The 18,286-nt window shown below is 46.7% G+C and carries 15 protein-coding genes; 10 read left to right on the top strand and 5 right to left on the bottom strand.

The features are described 5' to 3' along the window. Positions 1-295 precede the first annotated feature (295 nt). Positions 296-1,537 carry an aminotransferase class I/II-fold pyridoxal phosphate-dependent enzyme gene (locus PV783_RS29045; RefSeq protein WP_111577865.1) on the bottom strand — a complete coding sequence of 414 codons (1,242 nt, stop codon included), beginning with the start codon at positions 1,535-1,537 and terminating at the stop codon, positions 296-298. Between the two features lie 174 nt (positions 1,538-1,711). On the opposite strand from PV783_RS29045, the gene pafA reads away from it, so the two are divergent. The 3 genes from pafA to PV783_RS29030 are packed head-to-tail and all read left to right on the top strand — an operon-like array spanning position 1,712 to position 4,883. Further along, the gene (pafA, locus tag PV783_RS29040) at positions 1,712-3,367 is read left to right on the top strand and encodes an alkaline phosphatase PafA (RefSeq protein ID WP_420990515.1); all 1,656 of its coding nucleotides are present in this window, start codon (positions 1,712-1,714) and stop codon (positions 3,365-3,367) included. 48 nt (positions 3,368-3,415) lie between these two features. After that, positions 3,416-4,195 carry an enoyl-CoA hydratase/isomerase family protein gene (locus PV783_RS29035; RefSeq protein WP_420990514.1) on the top strand — a complete coding sequence of 260 codons (780 nt, stop codon included), beginning with the start codon at positions 3,416-3,418 and terminating at the stop codon, positions 4,193-4,195. Positions 4,196-4,235: 40 nt separating this feature from the next. After that, positions 4,236-4,883 carry a hypothetical protein gene (locus tag PV783_RS29030; protein ID WP_420990513.1) on the top strand — a complete coding sequence of 216 codons (648 nt, stop codon included), beginning with the start codon at positions 4,236-4,238 and terminating at the stop codon, positions 4,881-4,883. A 79-nt stretch (positions 4,884-4,962) separates the two neighbouring features. On the opposite strand, the gene PV783_RS29025 is transcribed toward PV783_RS29030, so the two are convergent. After that, positions 4,963-5,247 carry a hypothetical protein gene (locus PV783_RS29025; protein ID WP_133256166.1) on the bottom strand — a complete coding sequence of 95 codons (285 nt, stop codon included), beginning with the start codon at positions 5,245-5,247 and terminating at the stop codon, positions 4,963-4,965. A 278-nt stretch (positions 5,248-5,525) separates the two neighbouring features. Between PV783_RS29025 and PV783_RS29020 the strand changes: the two genes are divergently transcribed. The 3 genes from PV783_RS29020 (at position 5,526) to PV783_RS29010 (ending at position 8,727) form a co-directional block, all read left to right on the top strand. Further along, positions 5,526-6,947 carry a tetratricopeptide repeat protein gene (locus PV783_RS29020; protein WP_079471000.1) on the top strand — a complete coding sequence of 474 codons (1,422 nt, stop codon included), beginning with the start codon at positions 5,526-5,528 and terminating at the stop codon, positions 6,945-6,947. A 180-nt stretch (positions 6,948-7,127) separates the two neighbouring features. Continuing rightward, positions 7,128-7,892, top strand: a complete 765-nt coding sequence (locus PV783_RS29015) for a phosphosulfolactate synthase (protein ID WP_079470721.1) — start codon at positions 7,128-7,130, stop codon at positions 7,890-7,892. 103 nt (positions 7,893-7,995) lie between these two features. Next, a complete protein-coding gene (locus PV783_RS29010) occupies positions 7,996-8,727 on the top strand; it encodes a shikimate dehydrogenase family protein (protein WP_079470720.1) in 732 nt (243 codons plus the stop codon). Here the strand turns inward: PV783_RS29010 and PV783_RS29005 are convergent, their stop codons facing one another. Then, positions 8,728-9,525 carry a class I SAM-dependent methyltransferase gene (locus PV783_RS29005; protein ID WP_079470719.1) on the bottom strand — a complete coding sequence of 266 codons (798 nt, stop codon included), beginning with the start codon at positions 9,523-9,525 and terminating at the stop codon, positions 8,728-8,730. It lies immediately after the preceding gene. 123 nt (positions 9,526-9,648) lie between these two features. Between PV783_RS29005 and truB the strand changes: the two genes are divergently transcribed. Beyond that, a complete protein-coding gene (gene truB / locus PV783_RS29000) occupies positions 9,649-10,344 on the top strand; it encodes a tRNA pseudouridine(55) synthase TruB (RefSeq protein WP_079470718.1) in 696 nt (231 codons plus the stop codon). On the opposite strand, the gene PV783_RS28995 is transcribed toward truB, so the two are convergent. Continuing rightward, complete coding sequence (locus PV783_RS28995) at positions 10,325-12,754, bottom strand: BamA/TamA family outer membrane protein (protein ID WP_420990664.1); 2,430 nt, start codon at positions 12,752-12,754, stop codon at positions 10,325-10,327. The two genes, truB and PV783_RS28995, sit on opposite strands and share 20 nt — an antisense overlap. Positions 12,755-12,856: 102 nt before the next feature. Here PV783_RS28995 and PV783_RS28990 point away from each other — a divergent pair, with 102 nt between their 5' ends. Genes PV783_RS28990 through PV783_RS28980 form a run of 3 tightly spaced genes read left to right on the top strand, consistent with a single transcriptional unit; the run spans position 12,857 to position 16,922 of the window. Then, positions 12,857-13,597, top strand: coding sequence for a TrmH family RNA methyltransferase (locus PV783_RS28990; RefSeq protein ID WP_079470716.1), 741 nt, complete (start codon positions 12,857-12,859; stop codon positions 13,595-13,597). 6 nt (positions 13,598-13,603) lie between these two features. Next, positions 13,604-14,626 (top strand): hypothetical protein, encoded by a 1,023-nt coding sequence (locus PV783_RS28985; protein WP_420990512.1) that lies wholly within the window; start codon positions 13,604-13,606, stop codon positions 14,624-14,626. Further along, positions 14,592-16,922 carry a hypothetical protein gene (locus PV783_RS28980; RefSeq protein WP_420990511.1) on the top strand — a complete coding sequence of 777 codons (2,331 nt, stop codon included), beginning with the start codon at positions 14,592-14,594 and terminating at the stop codon, positions 16,920-16,922. The genes PV783_RS28985 and PV783_RS28980 overlap by 35 nt, the downstream gene beginning before the upstream one ends. On the opposite strand, the gene PV783_RS28975 is transcribed toward PV783_RS28980, so the two are convergent. Beyond that, entirely contained in the window at positions 16,923-18,158 is a 1,236-nt protein-coding gene (locus tag PV783_RS28975; RefSeq protein ID WP_420990510.1) for an ABC transporter permease, read from the bottom strand. It abuts the gene before it with no gap. Positions 18,159-18,286: the final 128 nt, after the last annotated feature.

The following is an 18,286-nucleotide window of genomic DNA, read 5'->3' as shown; positions in this document are numbered from 1 at the left end:
TAAAACGACCGAATTAAAATAAAAAAACTTTTATAAAATATTTGGAATCACTTGGTTATTCCAATTTCTATGAAAACCAGTTGTTCTCTACCATGTCCTGATGAAATCTAATGAAAAATTACACCTAGTGAAAGAACGATTTGAAGTAAAGGGCTGAGTAAAATCAGCCCTTTTTGTTTTTCCCGATTATTTTGCCGTACCTTCTTTTGCCATAACCCCTCTGGCCTTTTCCCATTTTAAATAGAAAAGCCTTCCTGGAAAGCAGGAAGGCTTTTAATATTATAGTGTGTGTCAGTTATACCATCGGGATTTCCGCCACCTGGTAAACTTTCTCATCCAGTTTTGCTTTGGTTTCGCTGAATGCCTTGAGGGTAAGTTCAATATCCTCATCGCTGTGTGCAGCGGTTGGGATCAGGCGATAAATGATCTGTCCTTTTGGAATAACAGGGTATACCACGATAGAACAGAAGATGTTATAGTTTTCGCGCAGATCCAGGCACATCGCAGTAGCTTCAGGAATATCGCCCTGCAGGTAGATAGGCGTTACCGGTGAATTGGTTCTGCCGATATTGAATCCACGTTCTTTCAGGCCATTCTGCAGTTTATTCACATTATCCCACAGCTTCGCTTTCATTTCAGGATGCTGACGCATCAGCTGCACACGTTTCAGGTGACCGATAACGATTGGTAACGGAATGGATTTAGCAAAGATCTGGGAGCGCATGTTATAGCGCAGGTAGTTGATGATCTGTTTTTCGCCGCTGATGAAAGCGCCGATAGATGCACCGGATTTTGCAAAGGTATTGAACAACAGGTCGATCTTATCCTGAACGCCCTGTTCTTCGCCGGTACCAGCGCCGGTTTTACCCATTGTTCCAAAGCCGTGGGCATCATCAACCAGCAGGCGGAACTCATATTTATCTTTAAACGCAGCAATTTCCTTCAGTTTACCCTGGTCGCCGGCCATGCCAAACACGCCTTCTGTTACCACAAGTATACCACCACCCTGGGTTTTAGCCAGTTCAGTTGCACGTTTCATCTGCTTGTCGAAATCTTCCATATCGTTATGCTTGAACACATAACGTTTGCCGGGGTGCAGGCGTAAACCATCCAGGATACTGGCGTGGCACTCTGCGTCATACACAATTACATCCCTGCGGCCTACTATCGCATCAATGGCACTCATGATGCCCTGGTAACCATAGTTCAGTAAGGTAGTCGCTTCTTTACCCATGTAATCAGACAGCTCATTTTCCAGCTGCTCATGGTAGTTGGTATTTCCGCTCATCATACGCGCTCCCATCGGAGACGCCATTCCAAAGTCTGCAGCAGCTTTGGCGTCGGTAGCGCGCACTTCCGGGTGGTTGGCCAAACCCAGATAGTTGTTCAGGCTCCATACAATCTTTTCATTACCCCGGAAGTTCATGCGGGGGCCTATTTCTCCTTCCAGTTTAGGAAAGGCAAAATAGCCGTGGGCTCTGTCTGAATGTTCCCCGATAGGGCCCAGATGTTTCAGCAGTTTCTCGAAAATATCCATACGATATATTATGTAATGGTTAATTCATTCCATTTAAAATGGACACAAAGGTATTAAAATATTACTTTTTGTAAACTTGGTTTACATTTGGCGCAAGCCATTTTATGCATTTATTGATGCAACATAACAGTCTATCTTGTTGTGTTACAGTGACTTTTAAATTATTACAATCTAATGAAATTTACACATTTCCTGGCAGCTGCATTCCTGTTATCTGCTACGGCCGGCCAAGCGCAGAACGCTACTCCAAAGCCGCTTTCCCCTGCTAAAAACACCAACACGACAGCCCGTCCCAAACTCATTGTAGGCATGGTAGTAGACCAGATGCGGTGGGACTACCTGTACCGCTATGCCGGCAGGTATGGCGCCGGTGGCTTTAAGCGTTTGCTGCAGGACGGTTTTTCCTGCGAAAACACATTGATCAATTACACACCTACCATCACTGCCTGTGGTCACACCTGTGTGTATACCGGCTCTGTGCCTGCTATCCACGGTATTATCGGCAACACCTGGTACAGTCCCGAACTGGGCCGTACCATGTACTGCGCAGAAGATACCACAGTAACAACCGTTGGCAGCTCTTCCGCCGCCGGTAAAATGAGTCCCCGGAATATGCTGGTAACCACCATCGGCGACGAGTTGAAGTTATCCAATAATTTCCAGAGTAAGGTGATAGGTGTAGCGATTAAAGACCGCGGCGCTATTCTTCCTGCCGGACACAGTGCCAACGCGGCTTTCTGGTATGATGCCGGCACCGGTAACTGGGTGAGCAGCACTTACTACATGAATGAACTGCCTGTATGGGCGCAGGAATTTAACCAGCAGAAATTCCCGCAGCAATATCTCAGCAAACCATGGACCACACTGTATCCTGTATCTACCTATACCCTTAGTACGGCCGATGAAAAGCCTTACGAAGGAAAGTATAAAAATGCCACTAACACCTCCTTCCCGCATAACCTGTCGGAAATCGCCAATACGGCTATTTCGGCTTCTCCCTATGGTAATACCATGACGCTGGAATTTGCCAAAAAAGCAATGGAAGCTTATGGCCTGGGAAAAGGCCCGGTAACGGATTTGCTGGCTATCAGTCTTTCTTCCCCTGATTATGTAGGTCACCAGTTCGGTCCCAATTCAATAGAAGCAGAAGATACTTATCTGCGCCTGGACCAGGACCTGGCCGCATTCTTCACCTACCTCGATGCGAAAGTAGGCAAGGGGCAATACCTGTTCTTTATCACCGCGGATCATGGCGTAGCGCATGTACCCGGATTCATGGCAGAAAACAAACTGCCGGGCGGCGCCTGGGACGATAAAGCTGCCGTGGCCTCCCTGAACGACCAGGTAGCGGCTAAGTTTGGAGTGAAAAATGTGGTGAAAGGCGCCGATAATTACCAGTTCTGGCTGAACCATGATGCTATTGAGCAGGCAGGTAAAAGTGAGGCAGACATCCGGCAGTTTATGATCCGGGAACTGCTGAAATCTCCTGCCATTGCCAAAGCCTTTTCCATAGATAACCTCATGGGCACTACCCTGCCGGAACCCATGCGTACCATGCTGTCTAACGGTTTTAACACTAAAAGAAGCGGCGACATACAGGTAGTACTAACGCCGGGTTATATCGATGGTGGCAATGTGGGAACCACCCACGGATTATGGTACCCTTATGATGCGCATATCCCGCTGGTATGGATGGGCTGGGGCGTTCGTCCGGGTAAAACCAACCGTACAGTAGGTATGACGGATATTACGCCTACCCTGGCTGCTTTGCTGCATATCCAGATGCCCAGCGGTAATGTAGGTCAGGTAATACAGGAGATTACCCATTAAATTTTTTTTGCTTAGATTGCCATAAACAAGGCTTATAATTCTTTGTTTATGGCATTTTCTTTTATCCAGTATACTGTAGCGGAACGGGTAGCCACCATCGCCCTGAACCGGCCGGAGAAGCGTAACGCGCTCAACGGGCCAATGGTAGCAGAACTCCGTGCCGCATTCCGTGCGGCGGCTGCCGATGAAGCCGTGAAAGTAGTAGTGCTGAAGGGGAACGGGGAAGCTTTCTGTGCAGGCGCCGATCTCGAATACCTGCAGCAGCTGCAGCAAAATACCTATGATGAAAATCTCGCTGATTCCCGGGAACTGATGCAGTTATTCCGGGAGATTTATGATCTTGATAAGATAGTGATTGGCCAGGTGGAAGGGCATGCTGTTGCCGGTGGTTGCGGGTTGGTGACCCTGTGCGACCTCAGTTACGCGGTACCGGAAGCGCTGATGGGATATACCGAGGTGAAAATCGGGTTTATTCCTGCCCTGGTGGCTGTTTTCCTGGTTCGTAAAATAGGAGAGGGCCGCTCCCGGGAGCTATTGTTGACCGGTAAACTGGTAACGGCTGAAAAAGCGGCTGCCGATGGCCTGATCACAGCGGTGGTACCCGCGCCAGAAATAGCCCAAAAGGTAGCGAAAGTGGCTGCCAGCCTATGTAATGAAGCTTCTGCCAATTCCCTGAAGGTGACCAAAAAATTGATTGGCACAGTGTTGGACTTACCGGTAGCGGAAGGGTTGGCGCACGCAGCCATACTGAATGCTGCCACCCGCGGCCATGATGACTGTAAACGCGGAATAGCCGCGTTTTTAAACAAAGAGAAGCTTAACTGGTAATGGGTCACTGATTGCCATTTTATTATTAATACACCACACTATGTTATATCGGTTGTTATTAACTTTTACCTTCCTGTGCGGCACCGGCTCACTGCTGGCGCAGCGTGTTATTTCAGATGCAAAGATTGTTTACAAAATGGAACTGCCGCCAGAGCAACTGCAGATGGATGCCATGCTGGAAGGCAGCACCTTCACCCAATATATGCGCGGGCCACTGAGCAGGATTGATATGAATTTCAATATTGTTCACTACACTTACCTGATCAACAGCAAAGCAGAAACAATGACCACGCTGATAGATCAGCATGGGAATAAGTACCTGATACGTGCCGGGAAAGAGCAATACCAGAAGGACCTGAAGCAATACGAAAGTATCCGGTTCGAGGACCAGTCTGAAACCAAAAAGGTGGCGGGCTACGATTGCAGGAAAGCGATTGGTACCATGCCCGATGGTAAAACCTTTGAGGTATATTATGCGCTCGACCTGGTGCCGGAGAATAAGCAGTATAACCGTCGCTTTGTGAACCTGAAGGGAATTCCGCTGGAATTTGAGATTATTACCAAAACGGGATCTAAAACCAGGGTAGTAGCGGTGAAGATAGAATTATACCCGATTCCTGCTTCTTATTTTGATGTGCCTAAAACGGGCTATAAGGAAGTGAGTCAGAAGGAATTGCAGAATATGTAACGCCCAAAAAAAGGACCGGTTAAAAAGCTGTTTAACTTTTTAACCGGCCCATATTGTAATTGAAGAAACGTTAAGTTTATTACCCTTTCTTAAGCGGCAGAATAATCTGCAGTTTCTGAAAGTTCATGTTTCCAGGAGGTTGTGATTGCACCTGGACATTGGATGGTACTACATAAGTGACATTACCTTTCGTATAGGTCATCACCGCTTTCAGGTTAATGACGTTATTATAGTTATTGGTAGTAGTAAACTTAAAGTCTGAGTTGAAGGTACCGGAAAAGCGGTAGCCAGCGTCGAGGCTCAGATTGGTTTTGGGCATAGCTGTATTCAGCACAAAATGTTGGCTGTCAGCTGTTTTTTTCACTTTGTCTTTGTTATTATCGGTGGGCAAAAAGCCATTATTTGCCGCCGCATTGAGAGCAAAAAACGCTAATGCGCCCGCTAACAAGCAAGACAATGAAAAGGTGCGTGATATGTATGTTTTCGCTTTCATTGTAACACAAATGTACAAACTTTTTGATATATTATATAACATATTCTTAACGCAAGATACGAAGAAATCACAAAGAATTGTTAAAAATTTTTTAGCACATAGAATCCACCCCATATTTGGGCATAAATAAAAGTACTATATTTACAGTAATGAGTAAAGACTTTTCATTTTTAAACGAGGATTTTGATGATCTGAGAGACTTGTTGCAGCAGTTTGAAAACCTCAGGGCTGGTAAGTCTCATTCTTTTCTGGACGAAGATTCATTTGAGCAGATCATAGACTATTATGACGAGCATGACGAAATGCCGATCGCATTGCAGGCGGCAGAAATAGCCATCGAACAATTCCCTTATTCCTCCACTCTACTTCTCAAAAAGGCCAACTTACTGATAGAAACCAAAAAATACAAGGAAGCATTGGATTTGCTGGAAAAAGCAGAAGTGCTGGACCGTACTGATATCAATCTTTATATACTGCAAACAGACGTTTACCTGGCGCTGAACCAGCACCAGAAGGCAGCTGCTGTGCTGGAAGAACAGATTGAACAGTTTTCGGGAGAAGACAGGACGGAATTATTGCTGGAGCTGGCCGATGTATACGACGACTGGGAGGAATTTGAAAAAGTATTCGATTGCCTGAAACTGGCGCTGGAGTACGATCCTACCAGTGAAGAAGCATTGCATAAAATCTGTTTCTGGACAGAATTTACCGGTCGCAATGAAGAGAGCATCCGTTTGCACAGCGCCATTATCGACGAGCATCCCTATAACCAGCTGGCCTGGTTTAACCTGGGTACAGCGTTCCAGGGACTGAAGCTATACGAGAAGGCGATCGATGCATATCAATACGCAGTAGCTATTGATGAGAAATTCGATTATGCCTACCGTAATATGGGCGATGCGTATATCCGCCTGCGTAAGTATGCCGAAGCCATAGAAGTGCTCCAGAAACACCTGGAAATAGCCAAGCCGGAGGATGTTATCTATGAAGCCATCGGCCATTGTTACGAAAGACAGCGCAAATTTACCCAGGCGCGTTATTACTACCGTAAAGCCTCGCATCTGAGCCCCAGCGATGATAAGCTGTACTACAAGATTGCAGTTGCCTATATGATGGAAGCCAACTGGGAAAATGCCGCCAAATCGTTACTGAGCGCACTGAAAATAAATAAAACCAACGCAGAGTATAATATGAGCCTGGGTGAATGCTACCTGGAGCTTGGAAAGAACAAGGATGCACTGGTTCATTTCATGAATGCCGTACGTACTAGGCCAAAAAGCGCCGTTACCTGGCAGGAACTGTTAAAGGGACTCTATGTATCCGGATTCCTTGAGGAAGCCCTCGTACAATTGGCCATAGCAGAGGAAAAGGCCGGCCGCAAACCCATTTTTATCTATTACCGGGCGGCTATCCTGATAGCTATGGGTAAAACAAAAGAAGGGTTACTGCACCTGGAAACAGCCCTGCAACAGGCCCCAAAAATTGTTAAAAAGCTCGTAGAGCTTGACCCTGCTGTGTTACAGCATGTGAGTGTGGTTGATCTGATCGCCCAATATCGCCGCAAACGTTAACCAGTGTTATTTACTTTAATAAAATAAAGTATACTTCTTATTTTTGCGCCGGCTTTTAATTGTCATGGACAAAAGTCAATAGTATTTCCGGTTACTAAAATTGCATCTACGCTATCCCGAAGTGCCTGGCGAAAATTAGTATGTGTTTTACTGACCAATAAGAAGATAAAAATATTTCAAATGAATTTTAATCTGACACAAATCCCGGAAAGGACAAAGAAGCCCCGTACACATGGACTCACTATGGTAATGGACAAAGGGCTGAGTTTGGAAGAAGCACGAAATTTTTTATCCGCAGCAGGTCCTCACATTGATATCCTGAAACTGGGTTTTGGCACTGCTTACGTTACGCCCAACCTGCGCGCAAAAATTGAACTTTACCAGTCGGCAAACATTCCCGTATACTTTGGCGGAACCCTGTTCGAAGCCTTTGTAATCCGCAACCAGTTTGAAGAATACATCAAAGTGGTAAAAGATTACGGTATCAGCTACATGGAAGTTTCCGACGGCTCTATCACTATCCCGCATGCGGAAAAATGCGGCTATATTGAAAAACTGGCGAAAATAGGGCTGGTATTGAGCGAAGTAGGCTCCAAAGATGCTGAGCACATTATCCCTCCCTATAAGTGGATTGAACTGATGAGCGCTGAGCTCTCCGCCGGCGCCACTTATGTGATTGCAGAAGCCCGTGAAAGCGGCAACGTGGGCATCTACCGCGGTAGCGGTGAAGTACGCGAAGGACTGGTACAGGAAATCCTGACACAGATCCCCGCTGAAAAAATTATCTGGGAAGCGCCACAGAAAGCCCAACAGCTTTACTTCCTCGAACTGGTAGGCTGTAATGCCAACCTGGGCAACCTGGCTCCCAATGAAGTAATTTCCCTGGAAGCCATGCGTATTGGCCTGAGAGGAGATACTTTTAACCTGTTCCTCGACAGAGAATAGTTTTTTAAATAATTACAGATTATGAATTACGAATTACGGATTTGTGGATAACACAGCTCCCCGGTTCGTAATTCATAATTGGTAATGATCAATTACCTGGTGCATGAAAATTTACGGACTTATTGGCTATCCGCTCAGTCATTCCTTCTCCAAGGGCTTCTTCAAAGAAAAATTTGAAAAGGAAAATATATCAGGATGTGTATATGATAACTTCCCGATTCCAGGTATCTCTGAATTCACCTCCTTGCTGGAACAGCATCCGCAACTACATGGCCTGAACGTTACCATTCCCTATAAAGAAGTAGTGATCCCTTTCTTGGATGAACTCAGCGACGCAGCCGCACAAATTGGCGCTGTAAACTGCATCCACTTTAAGGATGGGAAAAAGACGGGCTACAATACAGATGTAATCGGATTTACCAAATCGCTGCAACCCCTGCTGCAGGCTCATCACCAGCACGCACTGGTACTGGGCACCGGCGGCGCTGCCAAAGCCATTATGTATGCACTGGAACAACTGGGCATTACCTATACAGTAGTAAGCCGGCAACCTGTGAATGGAGCGGTATCTTACGAATCGCTGAACCGGCAGGCAATGGAAGAACACACCGTAATTGTAAATACAACACCACTGGGCATGTATCCCAAAACAGATACCTTCCCTGAAATCCCTTACCAGTACCTTACTTCCAGGCACCTGCTCTATGACCTGGTGTATAACCCGGCAGAAACATCCTTCCTGCAACGGGGCGCCGCACAGGGCGCCACCATCAAAAACGGACACGAAATGCTGATCCTCCAGGCGGAGGCATCGTGGGAGATCTGGAATAAATAACTATTCCGGTTTAATCATGTAGTACACACACGTAGTCACGAAATTCCTGAAGAAAGGAATCGCTGCAATGGGCTTCCACTGTACCCGTGCGCTTACACCAAATTTATATTTATAGATAGGATTGATCAGGTAAAACCTGCGTTGTGTAATCTTATATTGCTGGCGCTTTACGATGCGTTCAAAACGTTCAATGGAAATGCCGGTTGATTTCACATCCATAAGATCTATCACTACATCATCTCCTTCGCCAAACATCCGCAATACGCCTTTGTAGAGCGGGCGGGGAAGCAAATGGATATAAGGCACCATGCTGAGAAATTTGTTCTTGCAAATCTGCTGATGACCTCCATGAGGCATATACCACGGCGGAAAACCAAAATACACCTGTCCGCGTGGACTCAGCAATTGTTTCAGATGACCAATGATCTTTTCCTGGTCAGGAATGTGTTCAATGGCATCTTTCAAAATAATTACATCAAAAGAATTCCGGAATTCTCCGAGGAAATCCAGATCGTAGATATTTTTGGCAATCAGTTTTAATTGCCCGTTGTCGAGATATTTCTGCAAAAAAGTTTTGGCCAGTTCTATCCGGTCCGGTGCAAGATCCACGCCTACACAGTTGCACCCTTTTTCCAGCAAAGGAGTAAGTACACCGCCTTCCCCACATCCTACCTCCATTACGCGCAGCCCTTCCAGTTGCGGAAATTCCTGCTGTATGAATGGCAGCACGTAGTCGCGCGAATTGTCCACCTGTTGCTGGTGCCGTAGTGTTGCGTCTAAATGATGTTCTAATGCCATGTATACTAAAATTGCGTGAATTTAGTAAAAAGCGCTTAGCTTTTAGCTTTTCAGCGTCTTAAATAAATCCTATAATTACCGGCCGCATGCTGACAGCTAACTGCTAATAGCTATCTTTGCGGCATGCAAACGAACGAAAAAACAAATTACCAGGAAGGAGCCGTGATATTGATCAACAAGCCTTTAACATGGACCTCCTTTGATGTAGTGCGTAAGATAAGGAACATCACCAAAGCTAAAATAGGTCACGCCGGCACGCTGGATCCTTTAGCTACCGGACTGCTGATTTGCTGTACCGGGAAAATGACCAAGAAAATCAATGAATACCAGGCGCAGGAGAAAGAATACACCGGCACTTTTACTTTAGGCGCTACCACGCCTACGTTTGATAAGGAGTCTGAGCCGGAGAATTTTAAAGATATCAGCCATCTTGATGAAGCGGCTATAATGGCTGCCACGCAGCCTTTCATCGGTGAAATTATGCAGCTGCCTCCTATACATTCTGCCATCAAACAAAACGGGAAACCTATTTACCTGCTCGCCAGGAAAGGTGTGGATGTAAAAGTAGAACCCCGTAAATTAACCATTGCAGCATTTGAGATCACTAAAATAGATTTACCGGAAGTACATTTCAGGGTGGTATGCAGCACGGGTACGTATATACGCTCCCTGGCAAATGACTATGGTGCACAATTAGGTTGCGGTGCTTATCTGAGCAGTCTTTGCAGAACCCGCATCGGTAATTTCAGTTTGTCGGAGGCTACCGACATGGAGGATTTTATTGCCACTAACTCCGTTCCTAAAACGGATAACCAATAGCTATATTCCAGATAATATTTTCACGGCGCCAGCGGCTGTCTTTCAGATCCCATTCACTTACATACCAGCCGTTTTTATTGCCGGTGAAGTAAGGAACTTTCAACGGGATACCCCAATCCAGACGGATGAGGAAGAAGGAGAAATCCAGTCGCAGGCCCGCGCCGGTACCCATCGCCAGATCGTGATACAGCTGGTTAAAGCGGAATTCGGAACCGGGCCGGGTGGAGTCCTTCCGGATCATCCAGATATTACCCATATCCAGGAAGGTGGCGCCTTTCAGGTTTACGCTGCCACCAAACATCCTCAACAGGTCGAAGCGGTATTCGATGTTTCCTTCCAGTTTCATGTCGCCGGTTTGATCGGGGAATGCCTGCGCAGTTGCGGAGGAATCTTTATAGGAGCCGGGACCTAACGTACGTAAGCGCCACGCACGGATACTATTGGGGCCACCGGAAGTAAACTGCCTGATATAGGGTAGTACCTGTGAATAGCTGTACGGAATACCTACGCCGGCATAAGCCCTGGTAGCAAGCCCGCTGTGTAATCCCAGTTTCCAGAAGTGACGGTAATCTGCTTCTATCTTTACAAAATTTGAAATATTTACATTGGTCAGCGTTTCCAGGTTGGTTTTTTTACCGCTGATGCCGTTCATCAGGCTGTTGATGCCACTGAGCCAGAGCCCTGATTCTTCTACGTTCACGCGGAAATAGCTGTAGTGGTTTTGATGCAGCAGGTCCTGGTTGCTGAAAATAAATGAAACGCTTTCCCCGCCAATCAGGGCCGGTTCAAAGCTGCGTTTCAGGTATGGATTGGTATTCACCACGCTGTCGCGGAAAGTAGGGTCCAGGCTCACTCCTACATAGTTAAGGGTGATGGGCCGGATGATCCAGCGTTTGTAAAGGGTTTCGTTCCAGTCGTAGCCATAGGAGGCATTGATACTGGTCACATCAAACTTTTCTACGCGGGAGAGGTAGTTGGCGCCAAGCGTTAATCTTGTTTTTACGTTGGAGCGGTTGCTTTGTTTGATATTAAATGGCAGTGCAAACCGTGGCCAGGTAAGACTTACCTCGCCTCCAAACTGTTTGGACTGCAGTTCCCATCCTGACTCCTGGCGTACCAGTTCAATACCGGTACTGAGCGCCATACCCAGCTGCGTAGCCGTTCTATTCAGGTTAATATGCCGGTAGTTCAGGGTAACACCCGATCCGAGTGTATAGTCCGAACTGTTACTTAATTCAAAAGTTAAACCCAGTTCCTGCCTGCGCCGGGGCGTGAGGAATACATAGGCATCAAGCGTGTTTACGGAGTCTTTCGGTTCTTTGTATTGCAGGGTTACAAACTGCCATACGCCGATATCGTATAATTTATTGACAGCATTATTATACCGTTGTATGGAATAAGCTTCCCCCGGCCGCAGTAATATGGACCTGGAAAGAATCTTTGGTTTCAGTATTTCCTGGTGGGAGCGGATGGTAATAAACTTACGTTCGTCCTGTTTCAGGGAGCTGTCGTTTGGATTGGCATTCAATGAAAAGTCGGGATAGGCGTATATTTTACCGATATGATACTTTTGCCAGCTATCGGTACTGTCTTCCGGATTTTTAATCCGGATTTCCACATCCATCGTCAGCTTATCCCTGCCTTTATTTTCATTAAAGATATTTACAAACCCTTCAAATGGGTTGAGGGTATTCCGGAACAGGGCTTTGTTAAGCGTGTCCACACTGAATTCTATGGCATCGCGGTTAAACTTGTAGTAGCCCGCATCTTTGATAAGGCGGGTGAGTCTTTCCCTTTCGCTGCCCAGGGTGGCCGATTTAAATACAACGCCTTTCTGTACCAGCGATAATTTCTCATTGGCTTTTACGAGCTGCAGGATGGCGCTATCCGGCACGGTGTAGGTAATCTTATCTATTACAAAGTTTCTTCCTGTATTTACCTGGTAAGTAACACTGGTTTTACGACGGGCAGTTTTTTCCTCATAATTTACTGTTACATAAAAGAAGCCCTGGTTGTGAAGATAGCTGGTCATGCGTGCCACCGATTCTTTGGTTTTGGCAGAATCGTATACCACGGGTTCTTCGAGGTTCCTTTTGGCGAGCATGAGGTTCCAGAACCAGTTGGACTTTTTCTCGTTGTACTTCTGGTTATAGAGCCATACTTTGATGCGGCTGTTGAGCAGTTTTTTATTGGGCTGCTGTGTCATCAGCGATTTGGAAGAAAGGGAGCTGCGCAGATCCTGTTTTTCAGAATTGAGGATTTCGCCCTTTACATCTACTTTGGCGCTGGTATACAGTGTTTGATCTTTCTGGAGATATTTGGTATTGGAGCAGGCTGCCAACGTGAGTATTACAGCCAGTAGCAGCAATTGTTTCAGCAATAAAATTTTTGAATTGGGAAGCAGCTGCATCACGGGCGAAAACGTTGTTAAAAATTTTAAAAGCCAATACTGACGAATGGGTAACCACGCCTCTTCTTGGCTGATTAAAAGAAATCGTGTAGGTTTGGCCCCATGTTGTCAAAGGCGCAAATTAAATATATTCAATCATTACAGCACAAAAAAAACAGGCAAAAATCCAGCCAGTATGTGGCAGAGGGTGACAAGATTGTGCAGGAGCTGCTACAGGCGGGCATGCCCGTGAAAGGAGTATATGCAACGGCCGGTTGGCTGGAACAGCATCACTCCCTGGTAAACCGTATGCCGCCAGGTACTGTAACAGAAGTGGATGCTGCTGTGCTCAAACAACTGTCGTCGCTCACTACCCCCAACCAGGCGATGGCCTTGCTGGATATGCCTGCTCCCGTGAATCCCCTGCCTGCTGCCGGGACAGTAGCTTTGGCGCTGGAAGCCATCCAGGACCCCGGTAATATGGGAACGCTTATTCGTATAGCCGACTGGTTTGGGATTCCGCAGATCATTTGTTCGCCGGATTGTGTGGACGTATATAATCCTAAAACCATACAAGCTACTATGGGCAGTATGATACGGGTTCGTATAGCCGAATACGATATCCGCGAATTGCTGCAGCAAACGAAGCTGCCCTCTTTTGCCGCTACCCTGCATGGAAAAAATATCGCGGAGTTTCCCGTTATCAAAGAAGGCATTATCCTGATAGGTAATGAGGGAAGAGGATTAACGGAAGATGTAACCGCAATGGCCACCCACCGGATCACCATTCCCCGGATCGGAGGCGCCGAATCATTGAATGCTGCAGTAGCTGCAGGTATTATCTGTGGCCGCCTGCTTATTTAACTACTCATGAACCCCCGGATACTGCTCATCATATTATTGCTTTCCTGTAACCACGCAGCGAAACGGAACGTAACACCCGCATTTTATTACTGGAAGCAAACCTGGACGGGCAACACCGCCGAACTGAAATACATGCAGGATCTCCCCGCAAGGCGACTGTATGTAAAACTGTTTGATGTAGACATCGACGAGGTAACCAAAGCGCCCACGCCAGTGGCCATATTCAGGCAGAAAGCCCCTTTCCCTGCCGGCGTGGAAATAGTGCCGGTAGTATTCCTGATGAACGAAATATGGGCAAACCCAACCCCTCAGCTGGCGGCCAATGTATCCCGGCTGCTGGAACAGCTGTGCGATTCCCTGCCCGCCACCAGCATAAAGGAAATCCAGCTGGATTGCGACTGGACCCAAACTTCCCGTGATGCCTACTTCTCCTTTATAAAACAGATCCGGCAAACACCCTTTTTCCGGGAGCGCCGGGTATCCGCTACCATCCGCATGTACCAGGTGAAGTACAAAGTACGCACCGGCATACCGCCGGTAGACAGGGGACTGCTGATGTGCTATAACATGGGTGACCTGCGTAAACCGGGATCGCATAATTCCATTCTCGACATATCCGCTATGGAATCCTACCTGGGCGAACAACGGGTGGCAGCATATCCCTTACCTTTGGATATCGCTTTACCGTTATTCAGCTGGAGCGTTTTATTCCGCAACGGAACGGAGTATACCGGTATTTTAAGAAATATTGGTACGGAGGAATTACAGGATACCACTATCTTTGCAGCCGGTAGCAAGCAACTATATACCATCAGGAAGGATACTACGCTGAACGGATATCCCTTAAAAGAAGGAAGCGTGATCCGGCGTGAAACCATTGATCAGCAGGCATTGGAAACAGCCGCGCAGTTAGTGGCAAAACAGTTGCAAACACCCGATCCGGTTATTATATTTTATCATCTTGATTCAACAACCCTGAAAAAATATCCATTGAATGAACTACAAAAAATTTGTCGTTTTTTTAATTAGCTTTTGTGCCGTTTTCTTTGGCAATGTAGTATACACCTTATCCTGCGGGCCAACACCGGACCCTTACGACTACTACGTTTCCTTTTTTAGTCCGTATGCAAAAGGCGGCGGTTACGAGCCTTTCTATTATACCGCCCTCACCAACTTTTTTGGCGATCCAACCCCATCAGAAGAAACGGCCAATGTTGCCGACTGGCAAAACTATGCAGGCAGCAAAGTAACGGCAAAGGATATACGTGAATGTATTTACACCTACCCGAAAGAGCAGCTGGCTGCTATTGCAGAAGGCAGTACCGCATTACCGGATAGTGTGCAGAAGAACACCTTTGCACAGTTCCTGGGAAAAGAAAAGAACCGGGAAGCGGCACGCTACCTGCTGTTTGCGAAATCGTGCGAGCCTGCCGTGATCAATACCGATCCGTGGTCGGTACCGGAGCGTAATACCCCGTTGCTGTCCGCATTGTATACAGAAGGGCAGGGGCTGCGTGATAAAGTAAAAGATAAAGATATCCGTGACCGTTATAGTTTCCAGCTGGTACGGTTGCAACATTACAGTAAGCAATACCGCGAAGCAGTTGCCTCCTTCGACCAGCTGTTTGACGGAAAGGAAAAGTCTTCCCTGGTATATTATAAGGCCCTGGCGCTGAAATCAGGCGCCTTACTGTATTTGAAGGACTCTGTGCGGAGCGCCTATTTGTTTTCCCGTGTGTTTGAGATGGCCCCATCGCTGCGGCTTTCCTGTTTTATCAGTTTAACATGGACTAACACCAGCAGCGAACAAATATATCCCCTGTGTAAGGATGACCATGAAAAGGCAATGGTAGCGGCTATTTACGGCTTTACCAATCCAGCGCCCGATGTAACCGCCATCCGCCAGGTGTACGCATTAGATCCCGCTTCTCCTGCCCTGAATATATTGTTGGCGAGAGAAATTAATAAACTGGAAGATGCTTACTTCAGCCCGGTGCTGATGGATGAACAGAATAACGGCATTGTGAGCATTCAGGATTATTCGCCTGCGGAAAAGAATAAGCTGCTTGCCAGGCTAAGCGGGTTACAAACCCTGGTGGATAGCCTGGTTCAAAAGGGCAAATTAAAAGATGTGGACTTATGGCGGGTTTCATCTGCCTACCTTTCCTATATCCGTAAAAATTACCCGGCGGCAGCACAACAACTGGCGGCCGTAAAAACAAAAGATCCGGAAGTAAAAGATCAGTGGGAAATTGTGAACCTGCTGGTAAACATCAATCAGCAGAAAACGATCGACAGCGCCTTTGAATCGAAGCTGCTGGCATCTTTTAAATGGCTGGATACAAAAACTGCCGGCGCTGAAAGTTACTGGGATAGCTGGGGAAGAGGGGAAAATAAAAGCTTCTCTTTTAGTAAAACGTACCGTAACCTGTTGTTTGCCATACTGGCGCCGCGCTACCATCAGCAGGGTGATTTTGTGAAAGAATCACTGATCCGGGGCCGCTGCGATTCGCTGAAGATGAACGATTACTTTGTTTCTGGTCAAACCTCCATGGATCAGATCAACAACGATATGAACCCGGCCACGCTGATACGCCTGAAGGATTTCCTGCGCCAGCCGGTTAAAACACCGTACGAATCTTATCTCGCGGGGTTCTTCCCCGAAGGTATTAACATGGATCAGGCGATAGGCGTGAGCTATATGCGCATCCATGATTTCAGCAGCGCGCGCGATTGGTTTAAGAAAGCTGCGCCCGGTGCACTGGCTGTTTCTTACCAGGTATTCCATGATCAGCTGCAGGACTTTGGGGTAGACAGCGCTGAAGCGCCCTATACAAAAGAGATTACGCAGCTGCAGTTCTGCGAGCGCATGGTACAGTTGCAGGAGAAGATGAAAACAGCGCCGGTACCTGCAAAAGTATACTACGATTATGCGACCGCGTTATTCAGCATTTCCTATTATGGCAGAACCTGGAACTTTGTAAAAGACTACCGCCCGTCTACGCAGTGGTATTCCCCGGAATGCGATAAAGATGCTTTTGAGAAGCAGTATTTTGGATGCTACGCAGCAGAGAGTTATTATCTCAAAGCAGCGCAGGCCAGTACTGATAAGGAGTTCAGGGCAAGATGCGCATTTATGGCTGCCCGTTGTTCGCAAAAACATACGGCTAATAATGGCAACAGTGATCAGTATATCACTGCGTTGGTGCATAACCGTTACTTCACTTTGCTAACTGGCAATTATGGACAAACGAAATTCTACCAGCGGGCATATGACCAGTGCAGTTACCTGCGTGATTATGTGAAAAGCACCCGGAAGAAATAACTATTTAAACTGGATAGCCTTCACAGGTGTAATACGCCGGATGATCCTGGCCGGGATTTGCAGTATCACTGTGCAAATAAGAAATGTACCCACGTTGATCAGTACAATATCCACCCAGTGGAGGGATACTGCTGCTACCGACATGTAATAGGATTCTTCCGGCAGCTTGAAAATGCCGGTGGCCTGCTGAAGGAAAGCAATGCCCAGCCCGAAGAAATCGCCGATCAGTATTCCCAGTATAACGATATAAGCCGCCTGGTATACAAATACTTTCTGGATATCCCAGTTGCGCATACCGAGCGCTTTGGCAATGCCTATCATGTTGGTACGTTCCAGGATGAGAATGAGAATAGCCGTGATCATGTTAATGATGGCAACTATGGTCATAATAACGATGATGATCAGTTCATTCTGGTTTTGCAGTTGCAGCCAGTCGAAAATATTCGGATAAATATCCCGGATGGTGCGGGTGAACAATTGGTCCGGCAATACGTTGTTATCCATGTACCGCGCTGTGGAATCCATGTTGCGGTAGTTATTGATGGATATCTCGAAGCCGCCTACCTGGTCGGGGTCCCAGTCGTTGAGTTTACGTACCAGGTTAAGATCGCCGATCACATAGGTTTTATCATATTCCTCGATACCGGTTTTGAATATGCCCGTTACCGTTAGTTTGCGGGCCCGGGGCGGTAATCCGCCTCCCTGTATAAAATAGATAATGGCTTTGTCATTTACTTTCAGCTGCAATTCTTTGGCCATGTATTCGGAGATCATAATTTCCGGTGCATAGGAGCTGTCGTTAAACTGTAGCAGTTTGCCCGCCTGGAGGAAGCGTTTCAGTTGCGGCCAGTCGTATCCCTGGTCTATTCCTTTGAAGATGATGCCGTCTATTTCCTTTTCGGATTTGATGATGGCAGATTTGGTAGCGTAATTGCTGATGGTTTTAATACCGGGTGATGTTTTGATGCTATCTATCAGGCTTTTGCGGCTGTAGAAGGGGATTTCCTCTGTAAGCGGACCGGCATTGGGCTGGTATTCATTGATATGAATATGTCCCCAGAAGCTGAAGATCTTCTCCTGGATCACCTGTTGAAAGCCGTTTACCAGCGCTGTTGCCAGGATCATTACCGCTACGCTGATCGCAGTAGCGGCTACTGCGATATTGATAATGAATTTTGAGAAAGAAGATCCCTTATTGAAAGCAATCCGTCTGGCAATAAAAAATGATAAACGCATGGAACAAATATAGGGAAAAGCTGAAAGTGCAAAGCATAAAGCAAAAAGGGATGCCAACGGGTAATTGGGCGGGATAAATATTCTATCTTCGCCGGGATCATTTGCTACCTGGCTTTTGGCTTTCAGCT

The organism is Chitinophaga sp. CC14 (genome assembly GCF_048957795.1).
GTDB classification, from domain to species: Bacteria; Bacteroidota; Bacteroidia; order Chitinophagales; family Chitinophagaceae; genus Chitinophaga; species Chitinophaga ginsengisegetis.
Note: the sequence above shows the minus strand (reverse complement) of the source record. Positions and strands in the feature narration are given on the sequence as shown.

What these genes read in the sequence shown, in the direction of transcription:
- truB (WP_079470718.1), top strand. Translation starts at nt 9,649, where the DNA reads ATGCAAACGAACGAAAAAACAAATTACCAGGAAGGAGCCGTGATATTG.
- PV783_RS29045 (WP_111577865.1), bottom strand. Translation starts at nt 1,537, where the DNA reads ATGGATATTTTCGAGAAACTGCTGAAACATCTGGGCCCTATCGGGGAA.
- PV783_RS28980 (WP_420990511.1), top strand. Translation starts at nt 14,592, where the DNA reads ATGAACTACAAAAAATTTGTCGTTTTTTTAATTAGCTTTTGTGCCGTT.
- PV783_RS29010 (WP_079470720.1), top strand. Translation starts at nt 7,996, where the DNA reads ATGAAAATTTACGGACTTATTGGCTATCCGCTCAGTCATTCCTTCTCC.
- pafA (WP_420990515.1), top strand. Translation starts at nt 1,712, where the DNA reads ATGAAATTTACACATTTCCTGGCAGCTGCATTCCTGTTATCTGCTACG.
- PV783_RS28985 (WP_420990512.1), top strand. Translation starts at nt 13,604, where the DNA reads ATGAACCCCCGGATACTGCTCATCATATTATTGCTTTCCTGTAACCAC.
- PV783_RS29015 (WP_079470721.1), top strand. Translation starts at nt 7,128, where the DNA reads ATGAATTTTAATCTGACACAAATCCCGGAAAGGACAAAGAAGCCCCGT.
- PV783_RS28990 (WP_079470716.1), top strand. Translation starts at nt 12,857, where the DNA reads ATGTTGTCAAAGGCGCAAATTAAATATATTCAATCATTACAGCACAAA.
- PV783_RS28995 (WP_420990664.1), bottom strand. Translation starts at nt 12,754, where the DNA reads ATGCAGCTGCTTCCCAATTCAAAAATTTTATTGCTGAAACAATTGCTG.
- PV783_RS29035 (WP_420990514.1), top strand. Translation starts at nt 3,416, where the DNA reads ATGGCATTTTCTTTTATCCAGTATACTGTAGCGGAACGGGTAGCCACC.
- PV783_RS29005 (WP_079470719.1), bottom strand. Translation starts at nt 9,525, where the DNA reads ATGGCATTAGAACATCATTTAGACGCAACACTACGGCACCAGCAACAG.
- PV783_RS29030 (WP_420990513.1), top strand. Translation starts at nt 4,236, where the DNA reads ATGTTATATCGGTTGTTATTAACTTTTACCTTCCTGTGCGGCACCGGC.
- PV783_RS29020 (WP_079471000.1), top strand. Translation starts at nt 5,526, where the DNA reads ATGAGTAAAGACTTTTCATTTTTAAACGAGGATTTTGATGATCTGAGA.
- PV783_RS28975 (WP_420990510.1), bottom strand. Translation starts at nt 18,158, where the DNA reads ATGCGTTTATCATTTTTTATTGCCAGACGGATTGCTTTCAATAAGGGA.